The following is a 16,881-nucleotide window of genomic DNA, read 5'->3' as shown; positions in this document are numbered from 1 at the left end:
TTTTCTATGAAAAACCCTTGACTAATAGTTGGAGCTATGTTACATTATAGATGGATAGTGAATTTTTTTACTAATTAATGTGAATTATTTTACTATATTAAATTATACTATTGATCAGGGGTGGGAAAGATGGAGAAAAGTTTATTAAGTCCGACAGAGATTATTGAATCGACAATTGAAGTAGGTATGAAAAAAGTAAGAAGAAATACATCGCAAATGTTTTTATTAGGTGTGCTTGCAGGAATATTTATTGCTTTTGGTGGTTATCTATCAACAGTTGTAATTCATGATTTTCCAATTGCAAGTAATGGTTTAAAGAGTTTATTACAGGGGGCTATCTTCCCTGTTGGCTTGATTTTAGTTGTTGTTGCCGGCGCTGAATTATTTACTGGAAACAACTTAATCTTTATTGGTGCCCTGGAGGGTAAAGTTAGTAAGTCGGAATTACTTAAGAACTGGGGATTAATATATTTCGGTAATTTTGTTGGTTCAGTTGTATTTGCCTGGTTAATCTATCAGGCTGGATTGTTTAATACATCTGGTGGAGAGTTAGGTGCAGCCCATGTTAGTATAGCTGCTGGCAAGGCAAGTCTGACATTTGGCCAGGCATTTTTCCAGGGTGTTTTATGCAATATAGCAGTCTGCCTGGCTGTCTGGATGGCAATTGGAGCAAAGGATATGGTCGGCAAATCAATTGCGGCCTGGGTTCCAGTTATGGCCTTTGTTACAGGTAGTTTTGAACACAGTATTGCCAATATGTATTATTTTCCGGCAGCGATTATGGCCAGACAGGAAGCTGCAGTTGCAGCAATTATTGGTAACGAGGGGCTGGCCGGGGTTAGCTGGACAGGATTATTATATAACCTGGTTCCTGTAACATTTGGCAATATAGTTGGAGGAGCTTTCCTGGTTGGCGGTGCATACTGGCTGGTATTTTTAAGAAAGCCAAAAGCTATAAAACGGAAGTTAAAAAGAATCAGAAAAACTGCTTAGAAAAAATAACTGATATATTTAATATATATTACGCCCTTCTATGCTTATCGGTCAGGCAATGCCTGGCCGATTTAGTTTTTAATGCAGGAAATATAAACTTGAGGAAGAATTAATATTTAAGATAAATCATATAATTGGGAGGGAGAATGATTATGGATAAATTTCATGGCTGGGAATATTTCTTTGATAAGCATGCTCCAGAATATATGGATAATATTTTTACTGAGAATACTGAAAAAGAAGTTGATTTTTTGGAAGAAGAATTTAGGTTGGAAAAAGGAGATTCTATATTGGATGTTGGCTGTGGAACTGGCAGGCATAGTCTTGAATTGGCCAGAAGAGGCTATAAAGTAACTGGAATTGATATTTCAGAGAAGATGCTTGCTAGAGGCAGGGAGATTGCTGATAAAGAAAATTTAGAGATTGAATTTATTAAAGCAAATGCTGTTGATTTTAAGTTGAAAAAACGGTATGATAGTGCTGTCTGTCTCTGTGAGGGAGCATTTGGTTTATTAAATATAGGTGAAGATCCGATGGAGAGAGATATTAAGATATTAAAAAATATCTCCAACTGTCTAAAACCTGGTGGAAAGTTTATACTTACTGCCTTAAACGGCCTGAAAAAGATTAGAGAGTATAATGATGAGGATGTTGAAGCTGGCAGGTTTGATCCGGTAAATGTTGTTGAATATTTTCCAGCTAAAGAAATTATCGATGAGGCTCCAGATGATATGATCCTGCAGGAGAAAGGTTTTCTGGCCACTGAGCTGAAATTAATGCATGATGCTGCCGGGCTGGCTGTTGAGAATTTCTGGGGCGGTACTGCAGGTGACTGGAACCGGGAGGTTGTAAAGATGGATGAAATGGAGATAATGGTTGTAAGTATCAAGGAGTGAAAGGAGTTTTAGTTTGACTGATTCTAAAATGGAGAAATATAGAATGTTAATCTGGTTTATCCTTGCGATGGGCTATCTGATTGGATTTTTCCACCGGTATACACTGGGGATTATTTCTGATATCCTGGCCCAGGAGATGGATTTGACTGCTGTCCATTTAGGGGCAATGACCTCGATGTATTTTTATGCCTATGGATTTTTACAGGCCCCTGTTGGAATATTAAGCGATAAATTTGGGGTCAGGATTGTGACGACAGTGGGCCTGGTTTCAATGGGCAGTGGCTCAATCTTTTTTGCCATCTCTGATGGGATGATAATGGCCTCAACTGGCCGTTTATTAATTGGCATCGGTGCTGCGACATTTTTTGTATCGATTTTAAAGATGGTGGCTGTCTGGTTTCCGCCGGAGCAGTTTACTAAATTTACTGGCTGGACTGCACTGATGGGTAATATAGGTGCATTGCTGGCTACGACTCCATTTTCAATTTTAGTTGGATATTTAACCTGGAGGCAGTCCCATGTGTTATTTGGAGTTATAACATACATACTGGCAGTTTTAGCCTGGATTCTAGTCAGGAATAAGCCTGAAGATAAGGGATTTGAGCCTGTTAATGATATCGAGGAAGAAAAGCGAAGTTTAAAAGAGATAATTTTAGGCATGGGTGGTCTAATAAAGAGCCTGGAGTTCTGGTCATACTTTATAATAATATTTACAGTCTTAGGGGGAATGATGAGTCTGTCAGGTTTATGGATTGTTCCTTATCTTACCCATGTTCACGAACTTTCAAGGAATATGGCTGCTAATTTTGCATTTTTAATTACCAGTGGTGGCATTGTGAGTGCATTGATGTTAGATTTTGTAGAAAAGCGGTTAGGGAGCAAGATCAGGATGCTTAAACTTACTTCTGGTGTATCTGCTTTATTCTGGATATACTTTGTGATAATTAGAAGAGGCTATGTGCCGCTATGGCAGCTGTTAGGTCTATTATTTATCTTTGGTACTGTTACTCTATTTGTACTGGTTACATTTGGCAATGTTAAAAAGCTATTCCCTGAGTTAAAAGGGAGTGCTATGGGCTTAATTAATCTGGCCCCATTTTTAGGAACTATAATCTTTAACTTTTTGATTGGCTGGAGGTTGGATGCAACCTGGACCGGTCAGATGATTGATGGGAGCAGGATTTATACAATCCAGGGATATCAGCAGGGATTTGCATTTTTCCTGATATTTTCAGTGATATCATTTATTCTTACATTTCAGTTGAAGAAGATTAAGAAATAGAGTTGAAAAATTATAATAGTTAAATGAAATTGGATTAGGAAATAAGAAAATTTACAGGAGGATTTAGTTTATGACAACGAAAGAGATAACACGAGGGGCTATGATTGCAGGGTTGTATCTTGTAGTTACTTATATTTTAGCTCCGATTAGTTTTGGCCCGCTGCAATTTAGGGCAGCTGAGGCATTAACAGTATTACCTATATTGTATCCTGAGGCAGTGCCGGCACTGTTTATTGGAGTTTTACTGGCCAATATTATTGGTGGGCTGGGAATGGTTGATATTATTGGCGGTAGTTTTGTAACTTTACTGGCAGCTTATTTTACATATCAGTATAGAGATACTATTATTGCCTATTTAAGTCCGATAATTTTAAATGGATTACTGGTTAGTGCTTATTTGCATTTATTCTTTGGGGTTCCGTATTTAGTTGTAGTTGCTCAAATTACAGTGAGTCAGGCTGTTGTTGTATTTGGTCTGGGATATCCATTGATTAAGTTTTTAAGGCCGAAAGTTAAAAAGATAGATTTTCTAAAAAGGTAATTTTTAAAGGGATAATAGTTTCATAAAATATTTAAGAGGTGGCGATTGATTATGTTAACTGCTTCTGATAGAGTTAAGAATGTTGCATTTGCAGGTAATAGGATTATATTTGAGAAGGCTAAAGAACTTGAACGGGCTGGCAGGAGAATAATTCATATGGAGGTTGGCAGGCCTGATTTTGATAGCCCGGAATCTGTTAAGGATGCTGCTATTGAGGCAATTAAAGATGGAAAAGTCCATTATACTTCAAATTATGGCTTAGATGAATTAAGGGATAAGATTGCTAAGAAATTAGTTGATGAAAATAAGATTGAAGCTGGCAGGGAGAATATAATTGTTACACCCGGGGCGATGATGGCTTTATCTACTGCTATTTTTGGAACTATAGATACCGGGGATGAAGTTTTGATACCATCACCATATTATTCTTCATTTTATAAGCAGGTTCAGCTGGCAGGAGGTAAACCAGTTGTTGTGCCGACGACTGTGGAGGATGATTACCAGTTAAGCAGAGAGCTCCTGGAAGAATATTATACAGATAAGACTAAATTACTGGTTTTAAATAGCCCGAATAACCCGACCGGGGCGATTCAATCCAGGGAGAGCCTTGATGAGATTGCTGAATTTGCAAAGGATAAAGATATCTTTGTGATCTCTGATGAATGTTATGAGAAGTTTCTGTATCAGGGTGAGCATATCAGTATTGGGAGCCTGCCTGGTATGAAAGAGAGGACATTAACTGTAAATAGTACATCGAAGACCTATTCGATGACTGGCTGGCGGATCGGATTTCTGGCCGGTCCTGAGCAGTTTATAAAAGAGATGGTTAAGGTGCCTCAGAATATGACAATCTGCCCGACATCCTTTGCTCAATACGGGAGTTTACAGGCCTATGATTTATCTGATGAGATAGTTAATGAGAGGTTAAAGGTATTTAGAGAGCGGAGAGATATTGTTGTTGATAAGTTAAATGAATTAGATATGGTTGAGCTGGTGCCGCCGGCTGGAGGTCTGTATGCCTTTCCTAAGTTTGTTGATATTGGCATGGATGCGATTGAGCTCTGTGATTATCTCCTGGAAGAGGCCGGGATTGCAGTTGTGCCTGGCGGAGATTTTGGGATAGGAGCTGAAAATTCAGTCAGGATTGCCTTTACCTGCAGTACTGATGAGGTTAGAGAGGGTATGGGTAATCTAGTTGAAGCTGTTAAAAAATTATAATCAACTTGAATGATAGTATGAAAATTAGGTGGTTTATTAACTTAAGATTAATTATAAAAAAATATTTGAAATTAATTCCTGCATAAGCATAATTTATGCAGGAGTTTTTTATTTGAGGGATAAGTATATAGAGTAATGGAAAAATTATCTATTGGAGTTAAAATAATAAGGTGGAGGATAAGGAGGATTTGTGATGGAGGAGATTGGGCGGAAGATGCTTGGAAATATAGGGGAAGAGATGGCTGCCAGGTATCTTGAAGATAATGGTTATGAGATAGTTGAGAGAAATTATTACTGTCGGCAGGGTGAGCTTGACTTGATTGCCAGGAGAGAGATTCAGGATGAGGCAGATGGCAGGGAAAATGAGACAGGAGGAAGAGAGCTGGTATTTATTGAGGTGAAGACGATTAGTAATCTGGCCTTTGGGGCTGCTGAATACAGGGTCGACAGGAGAAAACAGGCCAGGATTCGCTATACTGCCAGAGAATATCTGGCAAGTCAGGATGAATATTATGAAGAGATAAGATTTGATGGGATTTTTGTCTTCAGGCGGGATGATAGCTGGAAGATCAATCATATTGAGAATGCTTTCTAGATTTAGCAGAGGGAGGTGATGGAATGCCGATTGCAATTAATTCTGGAACTGTTTTTGGGATAGAGGCTGTGCCAGTTGGGGTGGAGGTTGATATAAATCGGGGTCTGCCGGCCTTTGTGATGGTTGGTCTGGCCAATCAGGCAGTCAGGGAATCCAGGGAGCGGGTTAGATCTGCCCTGATCAATAGTGGTTTTAAATACCCGACAAAGCGGATAACGATAAATCTGGCTCCAGCTGATTTAAAGAAGGAGGGGCCTCAATTTGACCTGCCGATTGCCCTGGGAATACTGGCAGGAGATGGGGTTATAAATGAGATCCCTGGAGATACTTATATTATTGGAGAGCTGGCTCTAAATGGCGAGGTGCAGGCAATCAGAGGATTAATGCCACTGCTAGAGCTGGCTGAAAGATCCGGGTTTAAAAACTTTGTATTTCCAGCAGCCTGTAAAAATGAGGTTAAATTTAAGAGTAGATTGAAGCTTTTTCCTGTGAATGATCTTTTCGAGGCGGCTGAATTGTTTCAGGAAGATTTAAATAGACTGGCTGGCTGGGAGTTTAAGGAGAGATTTGAGGATGAGGGGTTAATAGATGTTGAGCTGGCGGATATTAGAGGCCAGAAGGCCGGGCGGAGAGCAGTTGAGATTGCAGCTGCCGGTCGGCATAATCTGATTTTAAGCGGACCTCCCGGGACTGGCAAGACATTACTGGCCAGGAGTATTCAGGGGATTTTGCCTCCACTTGAGAGAGGTGAGTTAAAAAAGGTGGCTGCAATTGGTTCAGCTGTTGGCAGTCCTAAAGTTGATAGAATGGCGCCATGGCGGGCACCTCATCATTCTATATCCAGGGCCGGGCTGGTTGGTGGCGGTAGTTATCCGGCTCCTGGCGAGATAACATTGGCCCATCAGGGGATATTGTTTTTAGATGAGCTGCCAGAATTTAGACGAGATATGCTGGAATTATTGCGACAGCCGATGGAAGCCGGGAGTATCAGTATTTCCAGGCGGGATTATAAGGTGGACTTTCCAGCTGATTTTATGCTGGTTGCTGCAATGAACCCCTGCCCCTGTGGTTATAATGGTTCGAGCTGGCAGGAATGTAGCTGTAGCAGGAGTATGATTGAAAGGTATCAGGCTAAATTATCAGGTCCGCTCCTGGATAGGATTGATATTCAGCTGGAGTTAGTTGATTTGAAACCAGATGAGATGATAACAGCTAAATATAGGGCGGAATCGAGTGCAGAGGTAAGAAAACGGGTTATAGCTGCACGGGAGATCCAGCTGGTGAGGAATAAAGGCTGGATGAATGGTGGTAAGATAGTTGATAGTAATAGGAATGGGGTTATAAGTAATAAAGGCAAATTGAATTCTGAGTTATCGAGGAAAGAGCTGGAAGAGGTCTCGCCATTGGGCCAGGCTGAACGGAGATTTCTAAAGGAGGCGATATTAGGTTTAAAGTTATCAGCCAGGGCAGTTGATAAGATCTATCGGCTGGCCAGAACAATAGCTGACCTTGCCGGGATTGAGACGATTGGAATAGATGAATTATCTGAAGCCAGTTTATACAGGAGGAAGAAGTTTATATAATTTTTGCTGCTGGACTCCTGCTAAATGCTTAAAAACGACAGAAAAGCAGGAAAAATCGATTATATATGTAACTTAATATATAGTTGATTTAAATTATGTCTGGTGGAGGTTGATTAATAATAATGAATAAATTTGATGATATAGGTTTTCCACTTTCTTTAGTTATTGGAGATGAAAGTGACTATTTAGATAAAATTGAAAGAAAAACAACAAGTTTATCTTTGATTGCTCAGAATGAAGATTTGGAAGTTATTCATCAAGAAATTGTTGAAGATAGAATATTTATGATTAAGACAGAAGATGATGCTTTTGAATTTTATTTTCTATTAGATGGCAAGGTAAAAAGCAAAGATAGTGAAGAAATTTTAACAAAAGGTAATTTCATATCAGTAAATGGTGAAGTAGATGAGACATATTTTAAAACACTAGAAAAAACAGAGTTATTAATATTTACTAATTCTCCAGTTTTTAATAATGCTGAAAAGAGATTTAATGAATTAATTGCTTTAAATGAGAAGGTTTTAAATAAGGATCTAGAGACTAAGGAACATTGTACTAGATTGCACTGGCTCTCATTAAAGACTGCTGAATTGTTAGGTTTAAGAGATAAACAGTTGTTTAATTTAAGTTATGCTTCATTTTTACATGATACTGGTAAAATTGAGATTGATTCAGAGATATTAAATAAACCAGGGAGTTTAAATGATGAAGAATGGCAGGAGATGAAGACCCATTGCGTAAAAGGCAAAAACATAATATTAAAATATTTAAAAGAAGGTCATTATAAAGATGTTGCAGAAATAGTACATCAACATCATGAGAGATATGATGGTAAAGGTTATCCCCAGGGATTAAAGGGTGACGAAATAATGATTGAAGCTCAAATATTAACTGTTGTAGATGCTTATGATGCCATGACCAATGAACGACCATACCAGGATAGGCTTAGCCGGGAAGAGGCATTAAAGGAGTTAGAAGAATGTAAAGGTGGACAGTTTTCACCTGAGGTCGTTGATGCCTTTTATAAGGCTGAAAAGGAATATCAGAGAGAAAATATTGAGTAATAAGATAGGTTTATCGCTAAAAGCGATAAACCTTAAATCATTAATGATTTTTTTTTGTTTTTTATTCTCCAGCTACATATAGTGGATTATTAGGGCCATGGCCATTGCCTGAACCTGAATATCCATTGGCTTCTGGTTCTGCTGGATTGTAAATTACTCTTTCTCCATTTTCAAACTGGACTATGTCATTAGAATTTGAGGCGAAGGATGTCATTGAGAAAGAGACGATAAGGGTGAACACGATAAGTAATACGGTTGCTTTTTTAAGCATTTTTTTCCTCCTTTAAATTTGTGAGCTACTTTTCAGCAGGATACCCTTTAAGGGAGGAAATAAAAATAACCTGTCAAACCCAGGAGGCGACAGGTATAATCCTATCCTCCACTTCGGCAATCTGGCAACCATAACATGGATAGTCACAGGTTCACAGACTTTGCGAATCTTTCCTTTCGGAAAGAGTAGCCTTTTTCGGGTAGAGAAAATAATTTTTTCACTTTTATCAATTATATCATAAAAAATAAGTTTTGCATAGTTTTTATTGCCAAAAATTATAATAAAATTTTACTAATTATTTTTTTAATGAGTAAAATACCATGAGATTTTGAATCTTATATATGATATAATAGATTTACTGATAACTTTTTATTTTAAAAAGTTTTTGCAGAGTTTTTGGTGAGTTTATGAAGGAGGAGTAAAAATGTTTACTGACCTCTGGGAAAAAGCCATTAAAATAGGAAAGATGAGGATTGGGGCCAGAGTATTATGTTATTTGATACCAGGCCTATTATTATTTATTCTGGCTTTTTATGCTGAATTAAGTATTTTAGGGCTTATTCTTCTTCTTTATGCTGTAATAATTGGATTTACTGCTGGGTTTAAAGGTGTTATACCAGCAGCTATTTTAATAATTGTTGCAAGTATTATTTCGATAAATAGATTTGGAGTTACATCGTTTTTAAATACTTCTGTGCATATAGCCTTTGCGATTGCTCTCAGTCTGGGGATTGGGCTTTTAAGGGATAAATATCTGGAATATATGGCTAATTATCGGCTGACCCAATTTGGAATAGAGAATGCCAATTTGATGACTTTTTTATTTGATGAGACCAGTACAATAATTGATATTAACAAATATGCATCGGATTTATTAGGATATGAAAAAGAGGAATTAATCGGGGAAGAGTTCGAGTATTTAGTAAGTGAGAGCGGGGAAGAGCTTTATATGGACTGCCTGCGGGATATGGATTATCAGGGTCCTTTAACATTCAGGCTTACTCTGGAGACTAAACAGGAAAAGAAATTGCCGGTTGAAATAAATTGTAAACATCTAAACTATAATGGGCAGGAGTATGGGTTTTTATTTGCGCAGGATATTACTGAGATTTTAAAGAGGGAAAAGGATATTAATTATCTGTTATACCGGGATAGTCTGACTGAATTGTATAACAGGCGATTTTTTGAGGAAGAGCTAAAAAGGCTTGATACAGGAAGACAGATGCCTCTGGCGATAGTAATGATTGATGTTAATGGGCTTAAGGTAATTAATGATACCTATGGCCATAAAGCCGGGGATGAACATCTTAAGAAGGTTGCAAATATATTAAAGAACTCAATCCGTCAGGAGGATATACTGGCGAGATGGGCTGGAGATGAGTTTGTTATCCTGATGCCGAATACTGATTATGATGCAGCTAAACTTTTATACAGGCGGATAAAAAGTAACTGCTTGCTTTCATATGAGAATGGGGATCCGATCTCGGTGGCTATTGGGATTTCAGTAAAATCTGATAGTGAGACGGAGATAAATAGTGTTTTAGAAGAGGCTGATAAGGATATGTATTGTGATAAGGCCCTGGATGGTGAAAATAGCGGTGAGCATCTTGTAAAGCATATGCTGGAAGAGCTTAAAGAAAACAGCTTTGAAACCAGAGAGCATCTGAATAATGTAAGGGAGCTGGCTATAGGACTGGCTGAAAGGATTGGCCTGTGTGATGAGGCCAGGGAGGATCTTGATTTTCTGGCGAAATTTCATGATATCGGGCTGCATATGCTGCCAGATGATCTGATTTTTAAAGAAGAGAGACTGGATAAGGATGACTGGAAAGAGATCAGAAAGCATCCTGAATACGGAAGTAGAATAATTAATTCTCTCAGGGATTATGATGATGTGGCTGAAAATATACTGGCCCATCATGAATGGTGGAATGGCCAGGGGTATCCTGATGGTCTTGAGGGTGAAGAGATCCCTTTATATTCAAGGATAATAGCGATTGCAGATGCCTTTGATGTGATGATATCTGGCAGACCATATAAACCTGCTAGAGATCCGGAGGATGCCCTGGAGGAGTTAAAGAATTACCGGGGTATACAGTTTGACGGGAAACTAGTCGATGAATTTGTGGCAATGGTTGAAAATAGCGGGATGATTAAAGACAATCAACTAAAAGATGAAGCAATTAATACAGGGGTGGAAATGGAATATGGAGATGATGGATGAGTTAAAAAGTATTATTGAGGAAGCTTTAATGCCGGCCCAGGGTTGTACTGATCCGGTTTCGGTAGCCTTTGCTGCTGCCAGAGCGAGACAGGAGTTAACAAGGAGAATTGGTGGAACTGGCAACGCTGGTAATTCTGGAAAAATTGATGGCACTGGTGAGGGTGTTAATGCTGGTAAGCTAGAGAAGATAAAGATTACTGTTAATGCTAATTTATATAAGAATGCGGCCAGGGTGACAATACCTGGTACGACTGACTGCGGGGTGACGATGGCAGCAGCGCTGGGATATCTGGCTGGTGATTCTGAGCGGAACCTGGAGGTTTTAAGTGATCTTAGGGATAGAGATATCGATGAAGCCAGGAAGTTAGTGAAGGCCGGACTTTTTGAGGTTGAGATTGATCGGGATATTAATCGGCTGCTGATAGATCTTGAGCTGACTGTTAGTGGCGGTGCGGGCAGGGATGCTGGTATGGATAGTGGTGTGGAGAGGTTGCGGCTGGTGATTTTAGATTATTATACAGCTGTTGAGGCTGTTGAACATAACGATGAGATCGGGGATTTTAAGGTTGAGCCGGTGGATGCTGTTAAGAGAAAGAGGCAGCCAGTGGAGAATTATGAGCTTGAGGATTTTATTAAGTTTGCTGAAAATATAGATGTTGACGAATTAGGAATATTAAGGGAAGGCATTGAGATATCAAAGAGGCTGGCCGATGAAGGCATGGAGAAATCGGCAGGGATGGCAGCCACTATTAGATCGATGCTGAAACTTGATTCGAAGGAATGCAAGCTGTTGCAGTATCCGTCACTGCTGGCATCGGCGGCATCTGAGGCCAGGATGACCGGGAGTTCTCAGCCGGCGATGTCACTGGCTGGGAGTGGCAATCAGGGGATAACTGCCTTCCTGACGATGATTGGAGCAGCTGAGGCTTTAGAAAAGAGCGAAGAAGAGTTGATCAGAGCTCTGGCCCTGGCGATATTGATATCTGTCTATGTTAAAGCCAGACTTGGCGTGCTGTCGGCCATGTGCGGGGCTGGAGTTGCTTCGGCCTTTGGGGCAAGTGGCGGAATTGTCTATCTCCTGGGTGGCAGCAAAAAGGATATTTTTCAGGCCGGTTTGAATTTATACGGGGTACTGACTGGAATTGTCTGTGATGGGGCCAAGACAGGCTGTGCCTATAAGGTGGCGTTATCTTCACACTGGGCTGTGCAATCAGCTGTGCTGGCCAGCCGGGGGATTGGACTGAGCCCATCTGAGGGGATGCTGGCTGATAATATGGAGGATCTGCTTGATAATCTGGCCAGGCTGAATAGTCCAGGGATGGATAGCACTGACAGGGAGATACTTGATATAATGCTGGAAAAGGAGCGGGTTTAGGCTGAAATTTTGGCTGAAAGTTAAGTTATGGAGCAAATAAAGTTGAGTAATAATGCAGAAAGTTGAGTGATAGAGCAGGTTTAAATTCAGGGGATTTTAAGGATTTTTAGTTTGCAATAAATGTTATGGTACGGTAAAATAGTAACTGTATAATATTACTATTATATATTACTATTTTGCTGTGAGGAGTTTTAGATATGGAACCCTATTATAAGTATTCGGCTTATTTGAGAGATAGATATGGTGAAAAAACTTACAAGCTGCCGGTGAATCTGCCGCTGACCTGTCCGAACAGGGATGGCCAGCTTGGAACTGAGGGCTGTTTTTACTGTGGCGAGCAGGCTGCCGGGTTTGAGAGTGAACCTGATGAATCGGTCCGGGAGCAGTTGCTGGAACTCAGGGAATATATCGGCGATAGATATAAGGTTGATAAGTTTATCGCCTATTTCCAGAATTTCACAAATACCTATCTGCCACTTAATAATTTGAAGAGTTATGTGCGCGAGGCCTTGACTGTTGATGATATTGTTGAGGTGATATTATCGACCAGGCCTGACTGTGTTAATTATGAGTATTTACAGGAGATTAAGAACCTGGTACAGACTGTAAAACCTGAGATAAACTTGACTCTGGAGCTGGGGTTACAGACTATAAATTACCGGACATTACAGAATGTGAACCGGGGCCATAGTCTGGCCCAGTTTATTGATGCCGTGCTGACTGCCAGGACATCTGATTTTGGAATTGGAGCCCATCTGATTTTGAATTTGCCTGGGGATGAGATGATTGATGTTAAGGAGAATGCCAGGGTGCTATCGGCATTGCGGGTTGATAATGTGAAGCTCCATGCACTGTATCTCAGGGAAGGTACTGAGCTGGCCAGGCAGTTTAAAGCTGGAGAGCTTGAGATGATAAGCCTTGAGGAGTATATTGATAGAGTAATAACCTTTTTAAGGTATCTTGATCCGAGGATTGCTGTCCAGAGGTTGATTGGCCGGGCACCGGAGGAAGGCAGTGTCTTTGTTAACTGGGATATGAGCTGGTGGAAGATACATGATATGATTATTGAAGAGATGAATGAGAGAGAAGTTGAACAGGGTGATTTTTTTGATTACCTGCAGGGCCCTGCATTAAATAAATTTCAAGGCTAGTTAAATATTGACTATAGTTATTTTAAGATTAAATTTCCTGTTTAGATTGTCTGGTATTATTTAGAGCTCACTGCTAAAAATTGGAATAATCAGTATTTACTATGGTAAAGAGTTAAATTATAGACTTATTTTATATATAATTTTCGTCGGGTATTAATATACCCGATTTTTTTTATTTATTCTAAAACTTTTGCAGGAGTTTTTAGAGTTTGGGAGAATTATACTATCAATAGTGAGTATTATTTCTGTAATCAGAGGTAAAATTATTATATAATAGGGAGGATAATATTATGGAGATTCCCCAGGCGGTTGAATTCAGCCATTATTTGCTGGCAAGACAGATAAATGAAGGTGATTTTGTAATAGATGCGACCTGCGGCAATGGACATGATACAGGTTTTCTGGCCAGGCTGGTCGGTGAGTTTGGCAAGGTGCTGGCCCTGGATATTCAGGAGGATGCAATAGAAGCCACTGAAATGGAGCTAAAAGACAGAGGCCTGATGGAGCAGGTTGAGCTGAGGCAGGCCGATCACAGTAATTTAAAGGGTCTGCTAAAAACTGAGGAATTAAGGCCGAAGGCGATAGTTTTTAACCTGGGATACCTGCCAGGTGGCGATAAATCAGTTGTAACTGAGGCGGCAAATACACTGCCGGCATTAGAGGATTCCCTGGAATTGCTTGGAAATGGCGGAATTTTAGTAGTAACGGCCTATCCAGGACACGAAGAAGGTTTAAAAGAGAGGCAGGAGATTGAAGCCTGGGCGGCGAAATTAGATTATAAGGCGTATAATGCCAGCCATTACAGGTTTATCAATCAGGAAAAAAATCCGCCTGAAGTTTTTGTGATTCAGAAGCGGTAAATTAGATTTTGATTTAGATTTTTTGGAGGTGTACTTTGAGCTTTGATGCGGAGTATAAAAAAATTAGGTGAAATATTACTTGAAAATGAATATATAACAGAGGAACAGCTGGAGAGGGCAATTGATCTGCAGAATGTCAGGGATAAGAAGATCGGCGAGATACTGGTCGATGAAGGTTATCTAAAGGAAGAGGATTTAGTTGAGGTTTTGGAGTTTCAAAAGGGGATACCGAGTGCCAACTTAGATCATTACTTTTTTGATACTGAGCTGGCTGAATATATACCGGAGAATATTGCCAGGCGGCACCTGGCTGTTGCGATAGAAGAGGTTGATGAAGAGGTTATAAAGGTGGCGATGGCCGACCCTACTGATATTGTGGCGATAGATGATATTGAGAGGGTATCTGGCTTGATTGTGCGGCCGGTGATTGCGGCGGCCAGCAAGATAAAGGAGGCCATCAACTGGATATATGCCGATGACAGCCTGGATATCAGCGATTTTCTGGAAGAGTTTGAGGATTACAGCCAGCAGGATGACAGTTATGGCGAAGCTGAGCTGCTGGAGATGGTTGAAGAGGCGCCGATTATCAGGCTGGCCAACTCGATTATTAGCAGGGCCTATCAGCGGGGAGCCAGTGATATTCATATAGAGCCTGAGGATAAGTATATCAGGGTGAGATACAGGATTGATGGCGTGCTGCAAAAGGAGATGACGGCACCGAAATCTTCACACAGGGCATTAGTCTCCAGGTTTAAGATAATTGCCGACCTGGATATAACAGAACACAGGGTGCCCCAGGATGGAAAGATAAGGATGCTGATAAATGGAAACCAGCTGGATATGCGGGTTTCGACACTGCCGACAGTCCATGGCGAGAAGGTTGTAGTCAGGCTTTTAGCCCAGAATACCAACCTTTTGAATATCGAAAAGCTAGGATTTTCCAAAGATAATATTGAGAAATTTGAAAAGTTAATTCAGCAGCCCCATGGAATTATGCTACTTACCGGTCCGACAGGGAGTGGAAAGTCGACAACACTTTTTGCCGGCTTAAACAGGATAAATAGCCCGAAGATAAATATTGTGACGATTGAGGACCCGGTAGAATACAATGTTGAGGGTATCTATCAGGTTCAGGCCAAGCCAAAGACCGGGCTGACATTTGCCAAGTCTCTCCGTTCGATACTCCGGCAGGACCCGGATGTAATAATGATCGGTGAGATGCGGGATGAAGAGACTGCCGAGATTGGAGTTAGGGCTGCCCTTACAGGTCACCTGGTCTTCAGTACGCTCCACACCAACGATGCAGTTAGTTCGGTGACAAGGCTGGTTGATATGGGCTTACCGCCATATCTGGTGGCATCTTCGGTAAATGGAATTGTGGCCCAGCGACTGGTCAGGAGGCTATGCAATAGCTGCAAGGAAGAAAAACAGCTTGATAAGCTGGACAAGCAGTATATTGGAGATATTGCAGAGCTGGATACAGCCTATTATGCAGTTGGCTGCCAGAAATGCAACAATACCGGTTACAGCGGCAGACTGGCGCTGCAGGAAATATTTATGGTCGATAATGAGATAAAGGATATGATTGCAAGTGGTGCAACCGAGGAGAAGCTAGAAGCTGCAGCCCGAGAAAAGGGGATGCGATCATTAAAGGAAGACGGCATCAAAAAGATTAGAGAAGGCGAGACTGATATTGCTGAAGTTAGAAGGATTATCTTTTAATAGAAACCTGACCTAATGGAGGGGATTGGATGGATTATGTAAAGGATTATGACAACCTTTTAAGGGATGTCGCTGAATCAGATTATATTTCTGACCTGCATCTGACAGTAATGAATAGACCGTTTGTTAGAAAAGATGGAAAACTTGAGGCCCATCCTGATTACCCTGAGAAACTGACAGGCGAGGAAGTCTCAACTATTGCCAAAGATATGATGAATGAGAGGCAACTTGAGGAGTTTGAGGAGTATGGCGAGGTTGACTTTTCATACAGTGTGCCTGGAGTTTCAAGGTTTAGAGTTAATGCCTTCCACCAGCGGGGAAGTACTGGAATTGCTTTGAGAATTATTCCATCGGAGATACCGACAATAGATAGTATGAACCTGCCCCAGGTCTTAAAGAAGCTGGCATCACAGCGGATGGGTCTGGTGCTTTCAACCGGGCCGACCGGGAGTGGGAAATCGACGACCCAGGCTGCAATTATAAATGAGATAAATCATACGAGAAATGCCCATGTTATAACTCTAGAGGACCCGATTGAATACCTGCACAGGCATAATGAGAGCCTGGTGCACCAGCGGGAGGTTGGCAATGATACATCATCATTTGCCAGGGGCTTGCGTTCATGCCTCCGGCAGGACCCGGACGTTATCCTGGTCGGTGAGATGCGGGATCTAGAGACCATACAGATAGCCCTGGAGGCTGCCGAGACCGGTCACCTGGTCCTGGCAACACTCCATACAAATAGTGCGCCGGCGACGATTGACAGGATAATTGATGTCTTCCCGCCAGGACAGCAGGATCAGATAAGAATACAGCTGGCCTCGGTAATCAGTGGCATTGTAGCCCAGCAGTTGATGCCGAGAAAGAACGAGAGCGGCCGGGTGGCATCATTTGAGATAATGATTGCAACGGCGGCGATCAGGAATATTATCCGGGAGGGCAAGACAAGTCAGATATATTCTGCCATCCAGACCGGTGGCAAGCTGGATATGGTAACGATGGATAATTACCTGCTTAAATTATATAACTCGGGAACAATCTCCAGAGAGTCAGTTGTTCATTACTGTAATGATATAAAATATATTAGAGAGAGAATGATGTAGAGA

Annotated in this window: 15 protein-coding genes and 1 riboswitch; of the genes, 14 read left to right on the top strand and 1 reads right to left on the bottom strand. The window is 40.8% G+C overall.

Annotated elements, in window-relative coordinates; genetic code table 11:
• The first annotated feature begins 129 nt into the window (after positions 1 to 129).
• From I0Q91_RS06635 to I0Q91_RS06600, 8 genes are all read left to right on the top strand, one after another.
• Positions 130 to 993, top strand: a complete 864-nt coding sequence (locus tag I0Q91_RS06635; protein ID WP_270453645.1) for a formate/nitrite transporter family protein — start codon at positions 130 to 132, stop codon at positions 991 to 993.
• Positions 994 to 1,145: 152 nt separating this feature from the next.
• The gene (locus I0Q91_RS06630) at positions 1,146 to 1,889 is read left to right on the top strand and encodes a class I SAM-dependent methyltransferase (protein WP_270453644.1); all 744 of its coding nucleotides are present in this window, start codon (positions 1,146 to 1,148) and stop codon (positions 1,887 to 1,889) included.
• Positions 1,890 to 1,902: 13 nt separating this feature from the next.
• Positions 1,903 to 3,171: an MFS transporter gene (locus I0Q91_RS06625; protein WP_270453643.1), complete on the top strand. Its 1,269-nt coding sequence runs from the start codon at positions 1,903 to 1,905 to the stop codon at positions 3,169 to 3,171.
• A gap of 70 nt (positions 3,172 to 3,241) precedes the next feature.
• Positions 3,242 to 3,712, top strand: coding sequence for a QueT transporter family protein (locus I0Q91_RS06620; protein WP_270453642.1), 471 nt, complete (start codon positions 3,242 to 3,244; stop codon positions 3,710 to 3,712).
• Between the two features lie 51 nt (positions 3,713 to 3,763).
• A complete protein-coding gene (locus I0Q91_RS06615; RefSeq protein ID WP_270453641.1) occupies positions 3,764 to 4,930 on the top strand; it encodes a pyridoxal phosphate-dependent aminotransferase in 1,167 nt (388 codons plus the stop codon).
• 193 nt (positions 4,931 to 5,123) lie between these two features.
• The gene (locus I0Q91_RS06610) at positions 5,124 to 5,525 is read left to right on the top strand and encodes a YraN family protein (RefSeq protein WP_270453640.1); all 402 of its coding nucleotides are present in this window, start codon (positions 5,124 to 5,126) and stop codon (positions 5,523 to 5,525) included.
• 23 nt (positions 5,526 to 5,548) lie between these two features.
• A complete protein-coding gene (locus I0Q91_RS06605; protein ID WP_270453639.1) occupies positions 5,549 to 7,108 on the top strand; it encodes a YifB family Mg chelatase-like AAA ATPase in 1,560 nt (519 codons plus the stop codon).
• Positions 7,109 to 7,230: 122 nt separating this feature from the next.
• On the top strand, positions 7,231 to 8,172 hold the full coding sequence (locus tag I0Q91_RS06600) for an HD-GYP domain-containing protein (RefSeq protein WP_270453638.1): 942 nt from the start codon (positions 7,231 to 7,233) through the stop codon (positions 8,170 to 8,172).
• A gap of 61 nt (positions 8,173 to 8,233) precedes the next feature.
• Here the strand turns inward: I0Q91_RS06600 and I0Q91_RS06595 are convergent, their stop codons facing one another.
• Entirely contained in the window at positions 8,234 to 8,443 is a 210-nt protein-coding gene (locus tag I0Q91_RS06595) for a hypothetical protein (RefSeq protein ID WP_270453637.1), read from the bottom strand.
• Positions 8,444 to 8,555: 112 nt separating this feature from the next.
• Positions 8,556 to 8,644, bottom strand: a riboswitch (cyclic di-GMP riboswitch).
• A 223-nt stretch (positions 8,645 to 8,867) separates the two neighbouring features.
• Between I0Q91_RS06595 and I0Q91_RS06590 the strand changes: the two genes are divergently transcribed.
• The 6 genes from I0Q91_RS06590 (at position 8,868) to I0Q91_RS06565 (ending at position 16,878) form a co-directional block, all read left to right on the top strand.
• Positions 8,868 to 10,667, top strand: a complete 1,800-nt coding sequence (locus I0Q91_RS06590; protein WP_270453636.1) for a sensor domain-containing diguanylate cyclase/phosphohydrolase — start codon at positions 8,868 to 8,870, stop codon at positions 10,665 to 10,667.
• Positions 10,651 to 12,042 carry an L-cysteine desulfidase family protein gene (locus I0Q91_RS06585; protein ID WP_270453635.1) on the top strand — a complete coding sequence of 464 codons (1,392 nt, stop codon included), beginning with the start codon at positions 10,651 to 10,653 and terminating at the stop codon, positions 12,040 to 12,042. Before I0Q91_RS06590 ends, I0Q91_RS06585 begins: the two co-directional genes overlap by 17 nt.
• Before the next feature lie 197 nt (positions 12,043 to 12,239).
• A complete protein-coding gene (gene mnmL / locus I0Q91_RS06580; protein WP_270453634.1) occupies positions 12,240 to 13,193 on the top strand; it encodes a tRNA modification radical SAM protein MnmL/YtqA in 954 nt (317 codons plus the stop codon).
• A gap of 290 nt (positions 13,194 to 13,483) precedes the next feature.
• Entirely contained in the window at positions 13,484 to 14,053 is a 570-nt protein-coding gene (gene mnmM / locus I0Q91_RS06575; protein WP_270453633.1) for a tRNA 5-(aminomethyl)-2-thiouridylate-methyltransferase MnmM, read from the top strand.
• A 45-nt stretch (positions 14,054 to 14,098) separates the two neighbouring features.
• On the top strand, positions 14,099 to 15,775 hold the full coding sequence (locus I0Q91_RS06570) for a GspE/PulE family protein (RefSeq protein ID WP_270453836.1): 1,677 nt from the start codon (positions 14,099 to 14,101) through the stop codon (positions 15,773 to 15,775).
• A 29-nt stretch (positions 15,776 to 15,804) separates the two neighbouring features.
• The gene (locus I0Q91_RS06565; RefSeq protein ID WP_270453632.1) at positions 15,805 to 16,878 is read left to right on the top strand and encodes a type IV pilus twitching motility protein PilT; all 1,074 of its coding nucleotides are present in this window, start codon (positions 15,805 to 15,807) and stop codon (positions 16,876 to 16,878) included.
• The last annotated feature ends 3 nt before the right edge of the window (positions 16,879 to 16,881 follow it).

The sequence above is a fragment of the Halonatronomonas betaini genome, assembly GCF_015666175.1.
GTDB classification, from domain to species: domain Bacteria; phylum Bacillota; class Halanaerobiia; order Halanaerobiales; family Halarsenatibacteraceae; genus Halonatronomonas; species Halonatronomonas betaini.
This window is presented reverse-complemented; position numbering and strand designations above follow the sequence as displayed.

Coding starts and splice junctions, on each gene's coding strand:
- I0Q91_RS06570 (WP_270453836.1), top strand. CDS start 14,099: ATGCGGAGTATAAAAAAATTAGGTGAAATATTACTTGAAAATGAATAT.
- I0Q91_RS06615 (WP_270453641.1), top strand. CDS start 3,764: ATGTTAACTGCTTCTGATAGAGTTAAGAATGTTGCATTTGCAGGTAAT.
- mnmM (WP_270453633.1), top strand. CDS start 13,484: ATGGAGATTCCCCAGGCGGTTGAATTCAGCCATTATTTGCTGGCAAGA.
- I0Q91_RS06590 (WP_270453636.1), top strand. CDS start 8,868: ATGTTTACTGACCTCTGGGAAAAAGCCATTAAAATAGGAAAGATGAGG.
- I0Q91_RS06630 (WP_270453644.1), top strand. CDS start 1,146: ATGGATAAATTTCATGGCTGGGAATATTTCTTTGATAAGCATGCTCCA.
- I0Q91_RS06585 (WP_270453635.1), top strand. CDS start 10,651: ATGGAGATGATGGATGAGTTAAAAAGTATTATTGAGGAAGCTTTAATG.
- I0Q91_RS06635 (WP_270453645.1), top strand. CDS start 130: ATGGAGAAAAGTTTATTAAGTCCGACAGAGATTATTGAATCGACAATT.
- I0Q91_RS06565 (WP_270453632.1), top strand. CDS start 15,805: ATGGATTATGTAAAGGATTATGACAACCTTTTAAGGGATGTCGCTGAA.
- I0Q91_RS06620 (WP_270453642.1), top strand. CDS start 3,242: ATGACAACGAAAGAGATAACACGAGGGGCTATGATTGCAGGGTTGTAT.
- I0Q91_RS06610 (WP_270453640.1), top strand. CDS start 5,124: ATGGAGGAGATTGGGCGGAAGATGCTTGGAAATATAGGGGAAGAGATG.
- mnmL (WP_270453634.1), top strand. CDS start 12,240: ATGGAACCCTATTATAAGTATTCGGCTTATTTGAGAGATAGATATGGT.
- I0Q91_RS06595 (WP_270453637.1), bottom strand. CDS start 8,443: ATGCTTAAAAAAGCAACCGTATTACTTATCGTGTTCACCCTTATCGTC.
- I0Q91_RS06605 (WP_270453639.1), top strand. CDS start 5,549: ATGCCGATTGCAATTAATTCTGGAACTGTTTTTGGGATAGAGGCTGTG.
- I0Q91_RS06600 (WP_270453638.1), top strand. CDS start 7,231: ATGAATAAATTTGATGATATAGGTTTTCCACTTTCTTTAGTTATTGGA.